General features: G+C 71.5%; 17 protein-coding genes and 1 pseudogene. 14 read left to right on the top strand and 4 right to left on the bottom strand.

Translation table 11 applies throughout. From position 1 onward, the window contains the following. The first annotated feature begins 137 nt into the window (after window positions 1–137). The 9 genes from AS857_RS15180 (at window position 138) to AS857_RS15140 (ending at window position 12,298) form a co-directional block, all read left to right on the top strand. Window positions 138–476: a nuclear transport factor 2 family protein gene (locus AS857_RS15180; protein ID WP_058043620.1), complete on the top strand. Its 339-nt coding sequence runs from the start codon at window positions 138–140 to the stop codon at window positions 474–476. Between the two features lie 266 nt (window positions 477–742). Further along, window positions 743–1,399: a hypothetical protein gene (locus tag AS857_RS15175; RefSeq protein WP_058043619.1), complete on the top strand. Its 657-nt coding sequence runs from the start codon at window positions 743–745 to the stop codon at window positions 1,397–1,399. A gap of 498 nt (window positions 1,400–1,897) precedes the next feature. Next, the gene (locus tag AS857_RS15170; protein ID WP_058043618.1) at window positions 1,898–3,313 is read left to right on the top strand and encodes a DEAD/DEAH box helicase; all 1,416 of its coding nucleotides are present in this window, start codon (window positions 1,898–1,900) and stop codon (window positions 3,311–3,313) included. A 911-nt stretch (window positions 3,314–4,224) separates the two neighbouring features. Continuing rightward, on the top strand, window positions 4,225–4,713 hold the full coding sequence (locus tag AS857_RS15165; protein WP_245699850.1) for a TIGR03618 family F420-dependent PPOX class oxidoreductase: 489 nt from the start codon (window positions 4,225–4,227) through the stop codon (window positions 4,711–4,713). Between the two features lie 115 nt (window positions 4,714–4,828). Beyond that, entirely contained in the window at window positions 4,829–7,942 is a 3,114-nt protein-coding gene (locus tag AS857_RS15160; RefSeq protein WP_058043616.1) for an amino acid adenylation domain-containing protein, read from the top strand. Between the two features lie 59 nt (window positions 7,943–8,001). Then, complete coding sequence (locus AS857_RS15155; protein WP_058043615.1) at window positions 8,002–9,234, top strand: cytochrome P450 family protein; 1,233 nt, start codon at window positions 8,002–8,004, stop codon at window positions 9,232–9,234. Window positions 9,235–9,322: 88 nt separating this feature from the next. Then, window positions 9,323–10,549, top strand: coding sequence for a cytochrome P450 (locus AS857_RS15150; RefSeq protein ID WP_245699848.1), 1,227 nt, complete (start codon window positions 9,323–9,325; stop codon window positions 10,547–10,549). 164 nt (window positions 10,550–10,713) lie between these two features. Then, window positions 10,714–11,382 (top strand): O-methyltransferase, encoded by a 669-nt coding sequence (locus tag AS857_RS15145; protein ID WP_058043613.1) that lies wholly within the window; start codon window positions 10,714–10,716, stop codon window positions 11,380–11,382. A 19-nt stretch (window positions 11,383–11,401) separates the two neighbouring features. Beyond that, on the top strand, window positions 11,402–12,298 hold the full coding sequence (locus AS857_RS15140) for an MOSC domain-containing protein (protein ID WP_079110354.1): 897 nt from the start codon (window positions 11,402–11,404) through the stop codon (window positions 12,296–12,298). On the opposite strand, the pseudogene AS857_RS41355 reads toward AS857_RS15140, so the two are convergent. Next, window positions 12,257–12,361: pseudogene (locus tag AS857_RS41355) on the bottom strand (NAD(P)-dependent oxidoreductase); the annotation flags it as partial. The gene AS857_RS15140 and the pseudogene AS857_RS41355 sit on opposite strands and share 42 nt — an antisense overlap. An 11-nt stretch (window positions 12,362–12,372) precedes the next feature. Then, the gene (locus AS857_RS15135; RefSeq protein WP_058043612.1) at window positions 12,373–12,819 is read right to left on the bottom strand and encodes a nuclear transport factor 2 family protein; all 447 of its coding nucleotides are present in this window, start codon (window positions 12,817–12,819) and stop codon (window positions 12,373–12,375) included. A gap of 110 nt (window positions 12,820–12,929) precedes the next feature. Here AS857_RS15135 and AS857_RS15130 point away from each other — a divergent pair, with 110 nt between their 5' ends. Beyond that, entirely contained in the window at window positions 12,930–13,799 is an 870-nt protein-coding gene (locus AS857_RS15130) for a LysR family transcriptional regulator (RefSeq protein WP_058043611.1), read from the top strand. Between the two features lie 117 nt (window positions 13,800–13,916). Next, the gene (locus AS857_RS15125; RefSeq protein WP_216823977.1) at window positions 13,917–14,174 is read left to right on the top strand and encodes a hypothetical protein; all 258 of its coding nucleotides are present in this window, start codon (window positions 13,917–13,919) and stop codon (window positions 14,172–14,174) included. Window positions 14,175–14,199: 25 nt separating this feature from the next. Here the strand turns inward: AS857_RS15125 and AS857_RS15120 are convergent, their stop codons facing one another. Continuing rightward, complete coding sequence (locus tag AS857_RS15120) at window positions 14,200–15,456, bottom strand: erythromycin esterase family protein (protein ID WP_079110352.1); 1,257 nt, start codon at window positions 15,454–15,456, stop codon at window positions 14,200–14,202. A 34-nt stretch (window positions 15,457–15,490) separates the two neighbouring features. Then, the gene (locus AS857_RS15115) at window positions 15,491–16,510 is read right to left on the bottom strand and encodes an Lrp/AsnC family transcriptional regulator (protein WP_245699846.1); all 1,020 of its coding nucleotides are present in this window, start codon (window positions 16,508–16,510) and stop codon (window positions 15,491–15,493) included. Between the two features lie 279 nt (window positions 16,511–16,789). On the opposite strand from AS857_RS15115, the gene AS857_RS15110 reads away from it, so the two are divergent. The 3 genes from AS857_RS15110 (at window position 16,790) to AS857_RS15100 (ending at window position 20,251) form a co-directional block, all read left to right on the top strand. Further along, window positions 16,790–17,767 (top strand): isopenicillin N synthase family dioxygenase, encoded by a 978-nt coding sequence (locus tag AS857_RS15110; RefSeq protein ID WP_173864756.1) that lies wholly within the window; start codon window positions 16,790–16,792, stop codon window positions 17,765–17,767. A 253-nt stretch (window positions 17,768–18,020) separates the two neighbouring features. Further along, entirely contained in the window at window positions 18,021–19,847 is a 1,827-nt protein-coding gene (locus AS857_RS15105; RefSeq protein WP_144440825.1) for a TnsA endonuclease N-terminal domain-containing protein, read from the top strand. Beyond that, window positions 19,844–20,251, top strand: coding sequence for a DnaJ family domain-containing protein (locus tag AS857_RS15100; protein ID WP_058043607.1), 408 nt, complete (start codon window positions 19,844–19,846; stop codon window positions 20,249–20,251). Before AS857_RS15105 ends, AS857_RS15100 begins: the two co-directional genes overlap by 4 nt. Window positions 20,252–20,340: the final 89 nt, after the last annotated feature.

Below are 20,340 nucleotides of genomic sequence, written 5' to 3'. Positions count from 1 at the left end.
CGGTATGATCATCCGTTCCGGACTCTCATTCGATGTCGATGGTTCTCAAACGGCATCGCACCGGCCTACTGCACTGATCACCAACCGTACGTACGCCCGCCGCACCCGTAAGCCGACGGGCCGAAAGGGGCTGCCCCATGTCTCCGGAAGAGATCGTCGACGGCCAGCTCGCGGCGTACAACGCCCGCGACCTCGAGGCATTTCTCGGTTACTACGCCGAGGACGTGCCTGTCTGCGCATTCCCGTCCGGTGACGTCCTCGCCGACGTGTCGGGGGCGGCCTTTCGCAAGCGTTACGCGACGCTCTTCGCCGCCAGTCCCGACCTGCACGCCGAACTGGTCTCGCGGGTGACGCACGGCCGCATCGTCATCGATCAGGAGCGCGTAACCGGCTTCATGGGCAACGAGACCCGTACGGCGATGGCCATGTACGAGGTGGGCCAGGACCGCATCGAACGGGTCTGGTTCGCAGTCTGACCCTTGGATGCAGTTGCCGTCCGCCCACGGCCGAGAACCGCCACGGGCGGACCGTCAACATCACACATGCGGCACGGACTCCGTGCAGTGAGCACTTGAACCCCGCTTGTCCCGTCCGGCGCGGCTCCGACATGCCCTCGTTGCATCCCAATTGGGGCCGCGGTGAGACGTGGCGACGGGTCTACTTGTGCGGCAGGTGGTGCTGATACCGCGCCTGGGTGGGTAACATCCCGCAGCAACACACCAGTCCAGGTGAGGGAGCGGTCATGACCGACGAGATGGACGGCGCCAACATTCAGGCTCAGTATGCGGCGCAGTTCGCAGCTGACCTGGAGAAGAACAAGAAGGAGCAGGAAGTTCTCCGCGCTCGCCTTCAGACACTGGAGACCGAGCATGCGTGGCTGTCGAGCATGCGGAGCACGGTAGCCGGGCGGCAAGGGGGCTCGGGCGCAGCGGCCGGGGCACCTGGCAAGGCCGGAAGCCCGGCGACTGCAGGAGCCGTGCCACGGGCGCGTCGGGCGAAGAAGTCAGCTGCTTCCCCGGGCCGCCGGAAGAAGTCGGCGCAGGCCGACAGCGCGGGCACGGGGCAGGCGGCACCGGCGGCGCGTACCAGGAAGAGCGACGGACCCACGCTGGGTGAGCTGATTCTTGGCGTTCTCGGCCAGCACGGTCAGCCGCGTATGGTCAGCGAGATCGTCAAGGAGCTGGGACAGGCTCACCCGGAGCGTGTCGTGAGTGGCCCGGTGGTGCGCAGCACGGTGGAGGCCCTCGTCGCCAAGGGGCGCCTGGAGCGCGAGCGGAAGCAGGGCTCTGTGTTCTACACCGCGCCCGCGGTCCAGGGAGATGCGGCGCCGGACACAGCGGACCCGGCAACGGAGCCTGAGGCCGAGGCAGCTGCGGAGACGACTGCGGCCGAGGCCTGAGCGGACCGTTGCGCGTCATGTGCGCTCGGGCCGACTGTGCGGGCGCATGTGCAATCGACACGTCGGATGCTGATGAGGGCCTTGTTCCAAGTCAAGGCCGAGGGGGTCAGCTCCGGCGGGTCACATCCGGGCAGGTGCGGCGACGCCTTCATGGGCCACCAGCAGGAGGTCCCGGTCTCCGGGACACCAGGGTCACGGTCCCGGCGTGTATTGGCCCACCTCGCCGACACCTGATCATCGGCATCATCTGCCTCTTGGCAGCGCCCTGCCTCGGCGGGCGCTGCCAAGGCAGGGCGCTGCACGGAACATGAGGTCGGTCAGACGGCTTCTGCTTCGATGATCGAGGTCAGCGCCGGGGCGTGCTGTCACTTTGTGTTACCATCAAACGTTTGCATGACCGTGACGGCCGGTGATTCCGTCCGTCCGGTTTCCCTTGTTCGTCGGCTGCTCGTTCCTGCCGGGCCTTCCTCGGTACGTTCCCCATACGGAAGGCTCTTCATGAACCACCCGGACCGCCTCGACACTCCGCACGGCGACCTCGCCCAGCCTGTGACCCTCACCCCGCCGGTGGCCCCGGTCGCCTCCTTCGCCGAGCTGGAGCTGCCGGCCGAGGTGCTGCGGACGCTCACCGAGCGCGGCCTGCGCGAGCCCTTCCCGATCCAGGCGGCAACGCTGCCGAGCGCCCTCGCGGGACGTGACGTCCTGGGGCGCGGGCGCACCGGATCGGGCAAGACCCTCGCCTTCGGCCTGCCGCTGCTCGTACGGACGGCCGGGCGGCGCGCGGAGCCGAAGCAGCCCCTCGCCCTGGTCCTGGTGCCCACCCGGGAGCTGGCCCAGCAGGTCGGCGAGGCGCTCGCGCCGTATGCCGACGCGCTCCGGCTGCGGATGGCCACGGTCGTCGGCGGCATGTCGATCGGCCGGCAGACCGCCGCGCTGCGCGACGGGGCCGAGGTCGTCGTCGCCACCCCCGGCCGCCTGCACGACCTCATCGAGCGCAAGGCCTGCCGCCTGGGACGGGTACGGATCACCGTGCTCGACGAGGCCGACCAGATGTGCGATATGGGTTTCCTGCCGCAGGTCACCGAGGTGCTCGACCAGGTGCACCACGACGGCCAGCGGATGCTGTTCTCGGCCACCCTGGACCGCGACGTCGACCACCTGGTCCGCCGCTACCTCCACGACCCCGTCGTCCACTCGGTCGACCCCTCCGCGGGCGCGGTCACGACGATGGACCACCACGTGCTGGTCGTCCACGGCCCTGACCGGTACGCCGTCACCACGGAGATCGCCGCCCGCGACGGCCGCGTACTGCTGTTCCTGGACACGAAGCACGCGGTCGACCAGCTCACCCGGCATCTGCGGGCCAGCGGAGTGCACGCCGCGGGCCTGCACAGCGGCAAGTCCCAGCCGCAGCGCACACGGACCCTCGCGCAGTTCAAGAACGGCCAGATCACCGTCCTGGTGGCCACCAACGTCGCGGCCCGTGGCCTGCACGTCGACGACCTCGACCTCGTGGTCAACGTCGACCCGCCCACCGACCCCAAGGACTACCTGCACCGCGCCGGCCGCACTGCCCGGGCCGGTGAGTCCGGCCGCGTCGTCACACTGGTGCTGCCGGGCCAGCGCCGCGAGGTGAGCCAGCTGATGGCCGGGGCCGGCATCGAGGCGACGACCACCAAGGTGCGCTCGGGCGAGGCGGAGCTGAGCCGGATCACCGGGGCCAAGGCACCCTCCGGCACCCCGCTCGACGGCGGTCCGGCCGCGCCCCGGGCCAAGAACACCAACACTCCTTTCCGTGGCCTGGGCACCACCAAGGACACCTCTCGCGGCACCGGCGGCAAGTCGCGCAAGGCCACCGAGGCCCGCAAGCTCGCCGAGGCCCGCAAGGCGGCCCGGGTACGCCGCGGCGGCTGAGAGCGGGCGCACTGACGGCCCCTGGTGGAGCCGATTGGGCGGCCACCCGGACGCATGCAACTGGGCCCTGGGACTCACCTCTCCCCCGTTCCGAGCGCATCCGAACAGGCATCGGCTCGCTCCGAATCTGACTCACCATGATCGCTCCACAGAAGCCGAGGCGGAACCGAACAACGGACAGCGCCCCGAAGGCATGGTGACGGTCTGTAAGGGAGCACGGGGCGGCCTGTAGCGACACGGACCGATCCCTTCCGACGCACGGCCCTTTCCCCAACACCCCCGGCGACCACGCACGGTCACCAGCAGGGTGGTTTTTCGCGCGGAACCAATCACGGTCGATTACGCAAGCCCACCATGGCGTGACCCGTAGCCCGTCGGCCATACCCGTCAGGCGTGGTTGTGCCACGTGACGCAGGCCGGGCAGAGTGGATCAGGGCCGCGTCAGGTATGAGAGGTTCCTTCAAGTACGTCAAGCATCCTCCCTATTCTTCCCTGTCTGTTGTAGTTCGAAGGCTAGGCTTCTGTGAGAGTACGTGTAGGTGGCACCTGGAAACCCCTTGAGCAGGCAGTACGAGGGGCAGCGGTCCGGACTCCGGTACCCGTCCTGCGTGGCCACGTACCGAGTGGGGGCGTAGTGGTGATCCGAGCGGCGAGAACGGGCCGAGCCGGCCCGGTAGCTCGTACGCGAGCCTGCCTTCACATGGGCACGTAGGCGGGAGCGCCGGCCGACAGACGGCGACCTGCACCCAGCCGGGAGCGCCTTCGAGAACCCGTCCCCCGCATTCACAGGCATTCAGCCAGGGAGTGACGGAGAGCCGCTTCCGCGATCCTCACCCCTCACTCTCACCACCCCCACCACCCTCATCACCATCCCCCTCACCCGAACAGGAGCTCACTTCATGCTGCCCGCAATGCCGCACGACGCACGCGAACGGTTCCTCGCCGCCCCCCGCATCGGCGTCCTGGGCGTCACCGACCCCCGGGGCGGCGACCGTGCGCCCCTGGTGGTGCCGGTCTGGTACGGCTACGAGCCGGGGGGTGAGATCGTCGTCGAGACGGGCCGGGAGACGGTCAAGGCCCGGCTGCTGCGCGCCGCGGGGCGGTTCAGCCTCTGCGTGCAGGACGAGCGACGGCCGTACCGCTACGTCAGCGTCGAGGGCCCCGTCACCTCGATCGAGGACCCGATCGACCCGGCCGTACGCGAGGCTCTGGCCCAGCGCTACCTGGACCCCGACGAGGCGCGCGACTACCTGGCGGCGACCTCGGCCCAGCTCGAGGACGACGTCGTCTTCCGCATGCGCCCCCAGCGCTGGCGCACCGCCGACTTCGCCGCTTTCGCCGCCGACTTCGCCGATGCCGGAGCCGACGCCGGGGCCGCGGCCGGAGCCGACGCCGGCTGACCACCGGTCATCGGCCACCGGCCACCGGCAGTCGCCACCGCCGTCCCGCACGACCCCTCAAGGCCCCACCGCACGCCCCCGCACACAGTCCGAACGAGAAGGACCGAAGAGCCCGATGACCGACACCACCGTTTCGCCATCCCTCTCCCCCCGCCCCGCATCCCTGACGGACGGCACGCCCCCGCCCCGCTACTCCCGGGATCACAGCCTGACCGAACTGTTCGCCGCTCAGGCGGCCGCCCGGCCCGACGCACCGGCGGCCCGGCACGGGGAGCGCACCCTGAGCTACGGGCAACTCGACGCCCGCTCGGACGCATTGGCGAAACGATTACTCGCACAGGGGGTCGAGCCGGACGACCTGGTGGGCGTGCGCGGCAGCCGCTCGCTGGAGGCGTTGGTGGCGTTCCTGGGCATCCTCAAGGCCGGCTGCGCATACGTACCGCTCGACGAGGACCTGCCGCCGGCCCGGCTGCGGGCGATGGCGGAGGACGCCGGGCTGCGCGCCACCGTGACTCTGCCGGGCAGCGCCCGCCCGGTGCGCGGGCTGCGCGTGAACATAGGGCTCGACGACAGGGACGGAAACGGGGGCGGCGCCCCGGAATCCTTAGCCGGTCCCGCCCGCACCCCGTCCGCGACCGACCGCGCCTACGTGGTCTTCACCTCCGGCACGACCGGCCGGCCCAAGCCGGTGGCGGTACCGCACCGGGGCGTGGTCCGCCTCGTCCTCTCCGAGCCCGAACTGCCGCCGCCGGGGCCGGAGGACCGGGTCCTGCACGCCTACGGGCTGTCCTCCGACGCCTCGACGATCGAGATCTGGGGCGCGCTGCTCACCGGCGCCTGCCTGGTCATCGCCGACCGGGAGGAACTCCTCTCGCCTCCCGCCCTGGAGCAGTTGCTCCGCGCGCAGGAAGTGACGGTCGCCTACCTGACGACCAGCGTCTTCCACCTCGTGGCCCGCACCCGCCCCGAGACGCTCTCGGGGCTGCGGTTCGTCTCGGCAGGCGGCGAGGCGATGGACCCGCGGCTGGCGAACGCCGTCCTCGCGGCCTGTCCCGGCACCACGGTGGTCAACTTCTACGGTCCGACCGAGAATTCGGTGGTCTCCACCGCCCACGTGCTGCGCCCGCTGCCCGAGGACGCCACGCACGTCCCCCTGGGCCGCCCCTTCGGCGCCTCCGTCTGCCACGTCCTGCGGGCGGACGGCTCGCTCGCGGCACCCGGCGAGGAGGGCGAGCTGTACGTCGGCGGGGACGGGCTGGCCCTGGGCTACCTCGGCGACCCGCGGTTGACCGCCGAGCGCTTCGTATCGATACCCGCGGTGGAGCCGGACGGGCTGCTGTACCGGACCGGCGACCGGGTGATGCGAACGGCCGGTGGACTGCTGGAATACCGGGGACGGCTGGACCGTCAGGTGAAGCTGCGCGGCATACGCATCGAACTGGACGAGGTGGAGGCGCGGCTGCGGGCCCACCCCGCGGTGGGCGAGGCCGTCGTCGAGGCCGAGGAAGGGGCGCTGACCGCGTACGTCACCGCTGCCGAGCTCGGTCGGCCTCTCCCTCTGCCGGATCTACGCGCGTATTGTGCGCAGTGGCTGCCGCCGCAGGCCGTCCCGGTGCTCGTGCCCATGGGCCACTTCCCGGTGACCAGCGGCGGCAAGGTGGACCGCGCCCGGCTCAAGGCCGCTGCCCCGGGCCCCGAAACCACCCCCGCCTCTGTTGACGTAGACGGCACGAAGGCCGACGCAATGCTCGACGTCCTCGCCGAGGTCTGGCAGCAGGTGCTGCGCGTCCGGCCCGCGCCCCAGGACGACTTCTTCCTCCTCGGCGGCGACTCCCTGCTCGCCTCCGAGGCCGTCACCCGCACCCTCGCCGTCCTGGACCTGGACGCCTCCCTGGGCTCCGGCCTGATCAGGGCGCTGCTGGCCGCGCCCGCGCTGGAGAGCTTCGCTGCGGCCGTACGTGCGGCGCGCGGCGGATCCGTGACGCCGGCCGGTCCGACCGTCGACTTCGAGAAGGAGGCCGGTCTCGGCTTCGACCTCCCGCCCGCCGAAGGACCGGCCCCGCGCCCCCGGGACCCGCGGAACGTCCTGCTCACCGGCGCCTCGGGATTCGTCGGCGCCTTCCTCCTAGACCGGCTGTTGCGCTCGACCGCGGCGCGTGTCCACTGCCCGGTGCGGGCGTCGAGCCGGACGCACGCCGAACGACGGGTGCGCACCGCGCTCGCCCGCTACGGCCTCCACCCGGACGAGGCCGCGTGGCAGCGCGTGGAGTGCTTCCCCGGCGACCTGACCGAACCCGGGCTGGGCCTGCCGGACGAACACAGGGCCGAGCTGGCCCGCACTCTGGACCTGGTGCTGCACAACGGCGCCCGGGTCAACTTCCTCTACCCGTACGAGGAGCTGCGCCCGGCGAATGTGGACGGTACCCGGGAGGTCGTCCGGATCGCGGCACCGCGCCGGGTGCCGGTGCACTTCGTCTCGACCGTCGCCGTCCTCGCCGGGTTCGGCCCGGCAGGGGCGCGCGAGGTGGACGAGGACCTGCCGCTGGCCCACGCGGACGGGCTCACCATGGGCTACGCCGAGAGCAAGTGGGTCGCCGAGGGGGTGCTGCAGCAGGCGGCGGAGCAAGGGCTGCCGGTGGCGGTGTACCGGCCGTACGAGGTGACGGGCGACCGGACGCACGGCGTGTGCAACACCGAGACGGCCATCTGCTCGCTGTTCAAGACGATCGCCGAGACCGGGCTGGCTCCCGACATCGAGCTGCCCATGGACTTCGTCCCGGTGGACTACCTCGCCGAGTCGATCGTCCACATCGCCGTCGACGGGCCGGCCGACGGGCGCGTCTACCACCTCACCAACCCCCGCCCGGCGATGCTGTCGGACGTCCTGGACCGGATGCGCGCGGCGGGCTTCCCGCTGCGGACGCTGCCGTACGCGCAGTGGGTCGGCGAGCTGGTGCGGCACGTCGCCGAGCACCCGACGAGCGCCACGGCCCCGTTCGTGTCCCTGTGCGTCGACCGCAGCCGTACGGCGGACATGTCCGTCAAGGAGATGTACCTCAAGGACACGTTCCCGGTGCTGGGGCGGCGCAATGCCGAGGCCGCGCTGGCCGGCAGCGGGCTGGACTGCCCGCCGGTCGACTCCGCCCTGCTCGACCGCTACCTGGACTACTTCTTCACTTCGGGCTACATCGCCCGTCCCGCCGGCGACTCCGCGGAGGCCATCGCATGAGTGACCTGGAAACCGCAACGAACGACCTCGGAACCCCTGCGGATGGCCGCGGAACTGTCATGAGCGCCCCCGAAGTCGGCACGAGCGCCACCGAAGCCCTCATCCCGGTCCCGGCCGTGGAGCCCGGCACCGCCGGGCCGCCGTGCGCCTACGCCCGGCTCCGCACCGAACAGCCCGTGGTCAAGGCACAGCTGCCCAACGGCGAGACGGGCTGGCTGATCAGCCGGTACGCGGACGTGCGGGCCGCCTTCGCCGATCCCCGTCTGGAGCGTCCGCTGCTGTCGGCCTGGCCGCCCCGCGAAGGGGACGACGCGCCGCCGCCGTGCCTGCCGACGTTCCTGGAGATGACCGGGGAACACCACGAGCGGGTGCGCCGCACCGTCCTGCCGCTGTTCGGCCGCCGGCGGCTGGAGTTCATGGGCCCGCGGGTCAGGGCCATGGGGGAGGAACTGCTCGACGAGATGGTGGCCGGGGCCCCGGACCGCACGGCGGACCTCGTCTCCGCGTACGTCGAGCCGCTGCCGCTGCGCGTGCTGTGCGAAACCGTCGGGCTGCCGCACGAGGACCGCGACCTCTACCTCCCGCACACCCTCACCCTGCTCAGCGCCTCCGGGCTGTCGATGGAGGAGGTGCTGGCGGCGCTCTACGCGCTGCAGGACTACGCGTCGGAGCTCATCTCCCGCAAGGAGCAGGAGGGCGAGGGCGAGGACTACGTCCACCTGCTGCTTGCGGAGAGCCGCCGCCCCGGCAGCGAGCTGACCCGGGACGACGTCGTCAGCTTCGTCGTCACCATGCTCATGGCCGGCTACAAGACCAACATGCAGCACACCGGGAACGCCCTGTTCACCCTGCTCACCCACCCTGATCAGCTGCGACGGCTGCAGGACGAGCCGGCAGGCATCGGTACGGCCGTGGAAGAGCTGCTGCGCTACATCCCGCTGATGAACGCCATCAACATCCTCGTCGCCAAGGAGGACTTCACCCTGCACGGGCAGCACATCCGCGCCGGCGACGCGGTCGTCCCCGTACCGGCCTCGGCCAACCGCGACCCGGAGGCGTTCGCCGACCCCGACCGGCTCGACCTCACCCGGTCGCCCAACGCCCACGTGGCGTTCGGCCACGGCCCGCACACGTGCACCGGCGGGCACCTGACCCGGCTGCAGCTCGCCACTGCGGTCCAGGTGCTGCTGGAGCGGCTGCCCGGCATCGAGCTCGCGGTGCCGGCGGAGTCGGTCCCCTGGGACGAGACGACCCCGCTGCGCGCACCGGCACGGCTGCCGGTGCGCTGGTGACCCTTCCCGCGCCGCCCGTTCCGTCCTCCTCATCCGTTCCGCCGGAACACCGCACCGCGCTCGACCCCAGAAGAGAGGTTCGTACGACGTGACCGCACCACAGCCGCCCATGACCGACGACGCTCCGCGCGAGGAGCCGCTTCCGCACTATCCGTTCAGCACCGACGGCGACCGCCTCGCCCCCGAGCTCACCGAACTGCGCGGCCGCTGCCCCGTGGCCCGGGTCAGCACCAACTCCGGCGGGGAGGCGTGGCTGGTCACCGGCTACGAGCTGACCCAGCACGTACTGCGGGACCGGGCCTTCGCGCGCTCCGTGCTGGGCGAGGCCGACAGCCCCACGCAGGACGCCCAGATCCTGGCGCCCGAGCTGCTGGACGCCATGAACCACCTGCAGAAGGCCGGGCTGCGCGACGAGGTGCTCCGGGCGCTCGGCCGCAACCAGCCGGAGCTCCCCGCCGACTGGGTCGCCGACGTCACCCGTGAAGGCCTGGAGGCGATGGTCCGGGACGGCTCACCGGGCGATCTGCAGCGGCACTTCGCGGAGTGGGTCGCCGCCCAGTGCATGTGCCGGCTGCTCGGCCTGCCCTTCGCGGACCGCGAGTGGCTGGCCCGGCGGGCCGACATGGACCTGACCATGGTCACGTTCACGCCGGAGGAGCTCGCCCGCAACTGGGAGGAGATCCGTGTCCACATGCAGGAGCACATGGCCGGCCGCCGCCCCGGCGAGCCGCGCGGCCTGGCGGACCGCCTCGCCGACCTCAACGCCGAGGGGAAGGGGCTGACGGATCGGCAGCTGTCCAACATCGTCGCGGTGCTGTTCGTCAGCGGCTACGAGGACTTCGCGAGCTTCCTGGGCGTGGCGGCAGTCAACCTCCTGCAGAAGCCGGACGTGATGAGCGCGGTACGGGCCCGCCCCGAGACCATGCCGCAGTGCGTGGAGGAGCTGCTGCGGTGCAGCGTCGTCCTGGGCAACGCCATCCCGCGCTACGTCACCCAGGACACTGAGCTCGGCTCCGCTGCCATCAACGAGGGCGACCTGGTCCTGCTGTCCTTGGACGCGGTCAACTTCGACCCGGCCGCGTTCTCCGACCCCGAGACCTTCGACCCGGACCGCTCCCCCAACCCCCACATGCGGTTCGGCTACGGCCGCCACCACTGCCCCGGCGCGCACCTCGTCCGCCGCCAGTCCGACACGGCCTTCCGCGTCCTCCTCGACCACCTGCCCGGCATCCGCCTCGCGGTACCGGCGGCGGAGGTGCCCTGGCACCCCAACCGGATGGCGATCATGCCTGCCGGGATCCCGGTCACCTGGTGAGGTGGCGGTAGAGGAGGTCGGTGAGATCTGAGCACACGTCGCGGCCCACTGCGGGCCGCGACAGCGAGGAACGCCTGGTGCGGAGCAGCAAACGCTTGGCCGACTGTCGTACGTCCATAGTAGGTTCGCCTTCGGAACGCATTGCGTATCGAAAGGGAATCCACGTGTCCCAGCAGACCTGGACCGCCGTCGACGACTACTTCAACGGCTTGCTGGTCGAGGAGGACGGCGCCCTCCTCGCAGCCGTCGCGGACAGTGAAGCGGCAGGGCTGCCCCCGCACCAGGTCGCCCCCAACCAGGGCAAGCTGCTGAACCTGCTGGCGACGCTCCAAGGCGCCCGCACGGTCCTGGAGATCGGCACCCTCGGCGGCTACAGCACCATCTGGCTCGCCCGGGCCCTGCCTGCGGACGGACGCCTGGTCACTCTCGAGGCCGACGAGAAGTGCGCCGCCGTAGCCGCCGCCAACATCTCCCGCGCCGGACTGGACCACGTCGTCGACCTTCGCGTCGGCAAGGCCCTGGATTCGCTGGCCCGGCTGGCAGAGGAGGGCCGGGACCCGTTCGACCTGGTCTTCATCGACGCCGACAAGCCCTCCAACCCGGCCTACCTGGAGTGGGCGTTGAAGCTCACCCGGCCCGGCAGCGTCATCATCGGCGACAACGTCGTCCGTGCGGGCGCGGTCACCGACCCGGCCAGTGCCGACCCCCACATCCAGGGCGTCCGCCGCTTCACCGAGCTGATCGCGGAGCACCCCCGCCTCACCGCCACCGCCATCCAGACCGTCGGCGCCAAGGGCCACGACGGCTTCGCCCTCGCACTCGTCACCCGCTAGAGAGCCGGAGGGACACGGCATGGCCGCCCACGTAGTCGAGATGTCGTACTACCCCATCAAGGGGTGCGCCGGCGTGGCAACCCGTGAGGCTTCCCTGACGCCCGCCGGGATCGCGCACGACCGGAGCTTCATGGTCATCAGCGAGGAGGGCGTCTTCCGCACCCAGCGCCGGGACCCGCGGCTGGCCCTGATCCGACCCGCCATCAGCGACGACGGCGTACGGCTCACCCTCCGCGCGCCGGACACCGAGGCGCTGGACCTGCCCGTGGACGCCTCGGGTGCCCGCCGGCCGGTCGACCTGTTCGGGACCGCCTACCAGGGCATCGACCAGGGCGACACGGCCGCCGCATGGCTGTCCGACGTGCTCCGTACCCCCAGCCGCCTGGTGCGTGTGCCGCCGGAGCACGATCGAGTCACCGACGGCAGGACACCGGGCACCTCCGGCTACGCCGACAGCTGCGCCCTGCACGTCATCTCACGCTCCACGCTCGAGCTGCTCAACCGCAAGCTGGCCGAACGCGGCACGGCGCCGCTGCCCATGAACCGCTTCCGCCCGAACATCGTGATCGACGGCTGGCCCGAGCCCCATACCGAGGACCGGGCCCACGTCCTCAGGATCGGCACGACCGAACTGGGCTACGCAAAGCTCGCCATCCGCTGTGCCGTCACCCTGGTCGAACAGGAGTCGGCGAAGAAAGCGGGCCCGGAACCACTGCGCACCCTCGCGGGCTACCGGCGGGCCGCCCAGGGCGGAGTCTCCTTCGGTACGAAGCTCGCCGTGCTCCGGCCCGGCAAGGTCTCCGTCGGCGACGAAGTGACCGTCACCTCGTGGGGCGACTCCGAGCAGCACGCTTCCGCCTCACCGAGGCCCCTGTCAGTAGCCGGCCGTGAAGCGGCGCTGGACGAAGCGCGGTAGTTCCGCCTCGTCGACCAGGGCGACGGCGGCGTCCTCCGCCGAGATGCGGCTGCGCCCCGCGGCGCCGAGCTCCTTCAGCCCCGGTAGGCGCGGGCGAGGGCGAGGGAGTCCTCGTAGATGCGGTAGGCGGTGATGAGCCCGTCGCGAACGGTGAAGCGCAGGACGAACTCGTCGTCGTAGACCTCGCCGGTGGCGTGCATGCGAAAGACGAACCGGCCGTTCACCAGGACCTGGTCCGGGCCGAGCGCCGTCATCCCGTACAGCTCGAAGTCCTTCCGCTCCCCGGCGCCGGCGAGCATGGGGAACCACTCGCGCATCGCCGCGTGCCCGGTGCGCCGCCCTGCCCAGGGGACCAGCGCGGCGTCACCCGGGACGAACCATTCGACCTCCGGGTCGAGCAGAGCGAACACCGCGTCCATGTCGCCGTGGCCGAATGCCTCCAAGTACGCCTCGACGGTGTGGAGGGCGGCGGTCCGGACGGGGGTGGAGTTGGTGGTGGAGGTGGAAGCGGAGGTGGTCATCGGGGTCCTCGTTTCGCTGTTGCCGACTGCTTGACGTGATCCACTCTGCCCGCGCACTTGCTTGCCTGCAAGGCAGTCCCGAGCAGACAATGTCTGCCCAGGAGGCATACATGGAGATCAGAGTCCTCGGCTATGTCGTCGCCGTAGCCGAAACCGGCACCCTCGTCGCCGCCGCCGAGCGCCTGCACCTCACCCAGCCGACGCTCAGCCGCCAGCTGCGCGACCTCGAACGCCGCCTGGGCACCCCGCTGTTCCGCCGCGAGGGCCGTCGCATGACCCCCACCCCGGCGGGCGAGGCGCTGCTCGCCCGCGCCCGGGTGATCCTCGCCGAAGCCCGAGCCGCCCAGGAGGATGTGCGGCTGGCGGCGCAGGGGCTGCGCGGGCGGCTGACCATCACCTTCGCCGGGTCCGGGATCAACGGGCCGCTCGGCGCCACCCTGCGCACCGTCCGCGAGACGCTCCCCGACGTCGAGCTGCGCCTGGTGGAGAGCTTCGACGACGCCCGGATGTCCGCCGAGGTACTGGAAGGCCGCTGCGACCTCGCCGTGCAGCGGCTGCCCGCGCAGGACGAACGCCTCGCCGTACGCGAATGGTGGCGCGAGCCCTTCACGCTCTTCCTTCCCGCTGCACACCCGTTGGCCGCGGGCGACGGCGAACTGCCGCTCACGGCACTGGGCGACGTACCCCTGGTGCTGTGGCCGCGGGAAGTCTCACCGCTGTCGTACGACGAGATCGCCGCCCTGTGCCGGCAGGCAGGAGTCGTCCCGCGGATCGCCGCCGAGGCCCGTACGGTGCAGACGCTCCTGGCGCTGGCCGCCGCCGGCTTCGGCGCCGCCGTGCTCGCCGACTCCTACCGGGTGCTGCACCGCACCGGCGTCACCCCGCGCCCGCTCGCCGGTGCCACCACCTCCAACTCCCTGGTCTGGCGTCGCAATACGCCCAACCCGCTGGTGGCCCGCTTCCGCGAGCTGATCCGCTAGAGAGCCGCTTCGTCCGGCGGACATCTGAGCGACCTGTACGACCTGGTGTGGGCGACCACCTGGGGGACGGAGGCGAATTCCTTCATCGCGCCCGTTCTCGGCCTGCCGGAGCTGCCTGTGGTGGATTGGCCCACCATGCACGACGCGGGGCCGGACGGCACCTTCCGGAAGGCCCGCCATCTCCTCGCGCACGCCGCCGTCAGCGCGTTCGCCTGGGTCGATGACGACGTCGGCCACGCCGACCAGGCCTTTGTGGCACAGCATCACGACAGCCCGGCCATGCTCCGCCACGTCGACCCGCGACGAGGGCTGCTCGACGACGACTTCGCAGCCCTCACCGCCTTCGCGCGCACGCTGAACCCTTCGGCTGCCTGACTGCCGCAGCGCCACGACTCACAACTCATGCCAGCCATCGCACCGCGGATGCCTCGCGAATGTGGATGAGCACGTCAAAGGCGTCAGCGAGAGAAGGAACGACCATGTGCTCGGCGGCATCGCGGGAAGGGTCGTAGACGCCACTGATGACGCGGGCCTTCGCCGGGCCGTCCCACCGGCGGCGTACGGCGTCGTCGCGCAGGTCCAGCCAGTGGGCGGGGAGATCCGCCGCGCCGAGCGCCGCGTCGATCAGATCCCCGGACGGCTCCGGGACGACCACCGCGCCGAGGTCCCCGTGATGGAAGCCGATCGCCACAGAGACGTACCCGTCGCCGTAACGCTCGCGGAGCAGACTGCCGGCGGTGGGCTGAGGAGCACGCTCGGGAGCCAGGCCCAGGGTTGCCTCGGTCGCCGACGTATGAGCGATGCCGTCCCAGTAGACCATGCGCAGGCCGGTCCGGCGCTGATGGCCACTGATGGCATCGGCCCATACGGCGTCCTCACCCACGTAACTGCGTCGCCCGGCGACGCTGCGTTCATGGAAGTCCACGATCAGACGCATCCGCGCCAGGATGTCGTCGCCATGGGCGCGGTTGGGGCTGGGGCCAGGGCCGGAGCCGGGGCCGGCGCCGGAGCCGGGCAGTGACCGGATCAGCGCGAGCGCGTCGCGGGCATGGTCGGCGAAGGGGCGTCCCGGATGCGTTCCCCGGGCACGCTGCACGTGCTCATCGGTGTGGTGTGCGCTGCGGATCACCTCCAGGTGCAAGGCCACCTCCGCCCAGCGTTCCGGGGCCGACTCACGGACGTGATCAAGCACGGCGTCGTAGTCCTCGGCCTGCGCCTGTGCGGGTTTCACGCCGAAGATGCGGACGGGGTCGTCCGGGTGGTCCCGGTTGTACTCCCGGATCCACTCCAGCGCCGCGACCATCTCGTGGGTACGCCAGGGCCGCCAGGCACCCTCGAGAGCGGAACCGGCCGAGCCGTCACCGGCGAGTACGTACCGGTCTAGGCGAGCGGCAACGACAGCATTGTCCTGAACAACCAGCGCCCGGAACCCGTGGTCCTGGACCAGCCGGCGGAAGAGCTGGTCCCGCACGCCGAAAGTCTCCCGGGAAAAGCGAGTGGATTCCCCCATACCGACAACGGTCGCCGTCGCAGAAATCTCCGCGGCAAGCGCATCAAGTGCAGTGCCGGACAGCGGACGGACGTCGGCATGCCGCGGATCGGCGGCACCCACGGGCGAAGCGAAAGGGCCCCCAGCAGGGGAAGTGGCGTTGTTCATGCCGCCCAGGTTCGCACCTCAAGCTTGATTGAGGTCAAGGCAGCTGAGCGCTGAGGCCCGGAAGAAGCCGGGCGCCGAAGGCCAGCCGTTTGACCTCGCGGAGGATGGGGGCGGTCTCGATGGCCTGGATGCCGGGGAGCGAGCCGATGCGGTGGTCGAGGTAGTGGTGGAGGTCGTGGCTGCCGCGGAAGACTCCGCTGGCCACGAGATTGTGCGGACCGGTGGTGGCGGCTGCGAAGGCTATTTCGGGGTGGACGGCCAGGGCACGGCCGACGGCCGAGACGTCGCCGGGAGCCACTCGCAGCCAGAAGTGAGTCATCAAGTGGTAACCCAGGTGCCGGGGCGCGAAGTCCACGGAGAAGCCCAGTGCTCCCTGGGACTTGAGGTGTTCGAGGTGGCGTTGGACGCTGGAGGGCGAGCGGCCGGTGGCGGCCGCGAGCTCGGGCAGGCCTGCCCGGCCGTCCTTGGCCAGCTCGGTGAGGAGAGCGCGGTCGGTGGCGTCCAGGGACAGGGGCTCGGGAGGTTCCAGGGTCCTCAAGGCAGGGGCCGGGACGCGGCCTTCGTGGCCATCGGCCGGGCCGAACGGGATGCCGCTGGCGTACCACGTACTGGTGATGTCGGTGAAGACGCGTAGCAGGCAGTGTGCGCCGACGCCCGTCAGTCCGGGGGTGCGGGGCAGCTTCTCCAGGAGCAGGGCGTCCCGCTCGTGCGGCGTCGAAGTGGTGAGGGCGCAGTACAGCTCGGTGCCCCCTGAGGCCAGCGAGATCCAGCTGGTGTCGGGCCGGCGGGCCAGGGCCTGGGCGACGGAGCCCGCGGAGTCGGGGGCGCAGTGGAGGCGCAGCAGCCAGCGGGTCATGCCCAGCCGTGCCGGGACGGGCTGGCCGACGACGCGCAGGCCCAGCGTGCACAGTCGGCTGTAGCGGCGGGCCAGCGTGCGTTCCGAGGCGCCCAGACGGCGTGCGATGCGGCTCAGGGCCGCGCGCCCGTCGAGCTGGAGGGCCTGTAACAGCCCCAGTTCCAGAGCGTCGAAGGTGCCCGAGCCCGAGCCCACCACTGCGGCCTCCCCTCCCGTGCCTTCACGCCATCTCGTGATCTCGCGAACTCGCGAACTCGCGAACTCGCGAACTCGCGAACTCCACGACAGGACCCGACGATAGACGGCCCGGGCACCGACCGGGCCCGCAGCCTGCCGCATTCTCCCGTCTCACCGGGCCGGAATCGCCTGTTCCTCCCGCTTCCCGGCGAACGGCTGGGCGGCGCCCGCCCGTCGGACGACCATGACCGGGCCGCTTCACCACCGCGGACGCGGCAGGACAATGAGGAGAAGAGCAGCATGAGTGCTTCCACCATTCCTACGATCATTCCTACGATCGACCTCTCGCTGTGGCGGACCGGCGACCGCCGGAGCCGCGATCGTCTCGCCGCCGCCGTCGACCAATCGCTCGCGCGAGCGGGCTTCCTGCTCGTCACCGGCCATGGCGTCCACCCCGACCTGCCTGCCGCGATCCGCGCCGCGGCCCGCACCTTCTTCCACCAACCGGCCGACATCAAGCTGCCGTTCCTGGCGGAGGCCGGCAAGTACGGCTGGAGCGGCCCAGGAGCGGTGGCCACCGGCCGGGCGGAAGGCCTGATCACACCGCCCGACCTGGTGGAGACCTGGTCGATGGCCCCCGGCCCGTACGACGCCGCTGCCGAGCGCCCCGTGCCCGGATTGCTGCCGGAGGCCTGGCCGTCCTGGTCCCCGGAGCTGCAGCCCCTCCTCGCGCGGTACGTACGTTCCATGCGAACGCTCGCCGACGAACTGCTCGAACTCCTGGCGGCGGCCCTGCGCCGGCCGCTCGACTTCTTCACCCGCCACACCACCCGCCCCGACTGGACCCTGACCCTCAACTGGTATCCCGCCATCACCACCGCGGGAACACCGCAGCCGGGCCAGTTCCGTGTCGGCCCGCACACCGACTTCGGCACCGTCACGGTCCTCGACCGGCAGCCCGGCAAGGGCTGTCTGCAGGTCCACACCGAGGACGACGGCTGGCAGGACGCCCCCTACGACCCCGACGCGCTCACCGTCAACATCGGTGACCTGATGGCCCGCTGGACCGGCGACCGCTGGCGCTCCGGCCGCCACCGCGTACTGGCTCCGCCCGCCGACGCCCCGTCCGAGGAGCTGATGTCCCTGGTCTACTTCTACGACTGCGACCCGGACACCGTCGTCGAGTCGCTCCCCGCCCCGATCGGCCGGGTACCCCACCCTCCGGTCACGGCCCGCGCCTACGTCCGGTCCAAGGTCGCCGAGATCGCCCTGAGGTAACGGCACCGCTGCGCGGGCGGGCACCGGACCGTCCGCGGGCACCGGCCCGTCCGCGCAACAGCAGTGCGTCGCCTGCAAGCAGGCCGGGCCTACCAGGCCCGGGCGCCGGCCGCCTTGACGGCCTCGCCGCGCGATGAGGCAGCCATCCTCCCCGCTTCCGCGAACACGCATCGGCCATACTCCCGTACGCAGGCCACCGCCTCGTGGCCGGCAATAGGCGTGCAGAGTGGGGGGCTTGCAGGTGGACGGTGACGTGGACGACATACCGGTGCCGGAGCGCAGGGGGCGCAGCTGGAGTGCCGAGGAGTACGGACGGCTCGTCGACGGTATCGCCGGAGGGCTGAGCGTCGAGGAGCTGGCGGACCGGCACCAGCGCAGCATCACTGCCATGCGCTGGGCGGCCAGGCAACTGGTTCCGCCGGACGAGGCAGCTGATGGTGAGGCGGCCGATGGCGAGGCGGCCGTCGCGTGGCTGACCGAACGGCTCGCTTCGGGGGCGTACGACTGGCAGGCGCGGCTCGCGGAGAACCGTCAGCTACGGGCGGCTGCCAGGAAGGAGCGGGAGGCAGCGGGCCTGCGGGGGAAGCGCGAGCGGCCCTCGGTCTGCGAGCCGAGTGCGATAGCCGGCGTCTGGCAGGAGGTGACCGGACACCGCCTGTCGCCCGAGCGCCGTGCCGAGTTCCTGGCCAGGAAGCCGCTCAGGGCCCTCGGCGCCTTCCCGGTCGAGGCGCTGCGCCCGGTCGCCGAGCGGCTGTGGCAGGCCGACGGCCGGCTCCTGCTGGAGGCCTGGCTGCTGGACACCGTCTGCCCGGGCTATGCGACCACCGACCTGTCCTGGGAAGCAGTGGCCGGTGACAGTGCCGGCACGGCGACCGTGCTGCGGGACCTGGTGGCCGCGGCCGTCGACGAGCTGCGTGACGCACGAGCCCACTCCGTGCTGTGCCGGCGGCTGGGGCTCGAGGGCCATGAGCCGTCCACTCAGCAGGCCATAGGGCAGGAATTCTCGCGGACGCGGCAGCGCATCAGCCAGTTGCAGGCCCGCGGCATCACCCGGATGCTCGGCAGCCGCGAGCCGGCCACCGTCGCCCTGCGCGAGGCCTTGGGTGACCTCCTCGGCCCCGAACGCGCGCACGACACCCCTGTCGCGCAGCGGTTGCCGGCCGTCGCCGAGGTGGCACTGCCCGGCGTGCCGCTCGACCCCGGCGGCCTGGTCCTGGCACGTCTCGCCGGGTACCGCGACGAACAGGCCCGGAGTCTCCTCAAGGAGGCCGTCACGGCGCTTGCCGAGCGGCACAAGGAGGAGCGGCGGCAGCAAAGGACGGCCGAACGCCGGGAGCGCGCGTCACGCCGGTGGGCGGCGCTGGCCGAGGCGGCCGACTGGTTCGGTGCTTCTGGTCCCGGTCCCGCCCCCGCCCGGGAAGAGCTGGCGGCCCGGCGCAGCGTGCGGCAGCGCGAGCACTCCGGCGTCTGGTTCAGCGGCAAGCTGGGGCGCGAAGTGCAGTACGAGTCGGTGACGGAGCTGCGGGTCGTCCAGCTCCTGGACCACGCCGACCAGGTCGCCTACTTCCAGGAGCAGCCCCTCGCCCTCGGCTACACCCACGCCGGGCGGCGGCGCTCGTACTACCCCGACTTCCTGGCCGTCACCACCGACGGCCGCACCGTGCTCATCGAGGCCAAGCCGCGGGGCGACATCCCGCTCGCGATCAACCAGGCCAAGCACCGCGCCGCGGCCGGGCTGTGCCGTCGCAAGGGGTGGGGTCTCCTGGTCACCGACGGCGCCCGCACGCGCGCGGATCTCGTACGGCACCCGGTCGACCCGGAGCTGGAGCGCAGAATCGGTGCGGCTCTGGCCTCCAGGGAGCTGACCTGGCCGGATGTACGGGACATCGCGCGGGGCATCCCCTTCACCTCCCTCGATCTCGCGGCGCTGGTCCTGCGCAACGACTGGCACTGGGAGCTCGGCCCCTACCGGCTGCGGGCCGACCGGGGGCCGCAGCCGGTCGGCTCCGGGCCGGGGCCCGGTGTTTGCGATCCTGGAGGCAGAGACGGCAGGGCCGAGCGGCGGAGGAGCGAGCAGTGACCGAACGCAAACCCCGCGGCATGGAATTCGAATCGTGGACCGACCGCCAGATACGGGAAGCCGAACAGCGCGGCGCCTTCAAGGACCTGCCGGGGTTCGGCAAGCCGCTGCCCGGCCTGGAGCGCCCGTACGACGAGGACTGGTGGATCAAGGAGAAGATGCGGCGCGAGAAGATCTCCTTCCTCCCGCCGGCGCTCGCCCTGCGCAAGGAGGCCGAGGACGCCCTCGCCTCGGCCGTGGAAGCCAGGACGGAGCGCGAGGTGCGGCGGATCATCGCCGGGATCAACGACAAGATCACCGCCGCCCTCCGCATGCCCCCGCCCGGCGCACCGCTGAACCTCTCCCCCTACGACATCGACACGGTCCTCGCGGCTTGGCGGGAGAACCGCCGAGGCCCCTCGTAGGGCTCGCCCGTACGACAGGCGGACCGGCCCGGTCGGCCACCCGTTACCCTGCAACCCTGACATGTTACGTACGTCCGTACCAATGAACG

Source organism: Streptomyces roseifaciens (assembly GCF_001445655.1).
In the GTDB taxonomy this organism is placed as follows: domain Bacteria; phylum Actinomycetota; class Actinomycetes; order Streptomycetales; family Streptomycetaceae; genus Streptomyces; species Streptomyces aureoversilis.
This window is presented reverse-complemented; position numbering and strand designations above follow the sequence as displayed.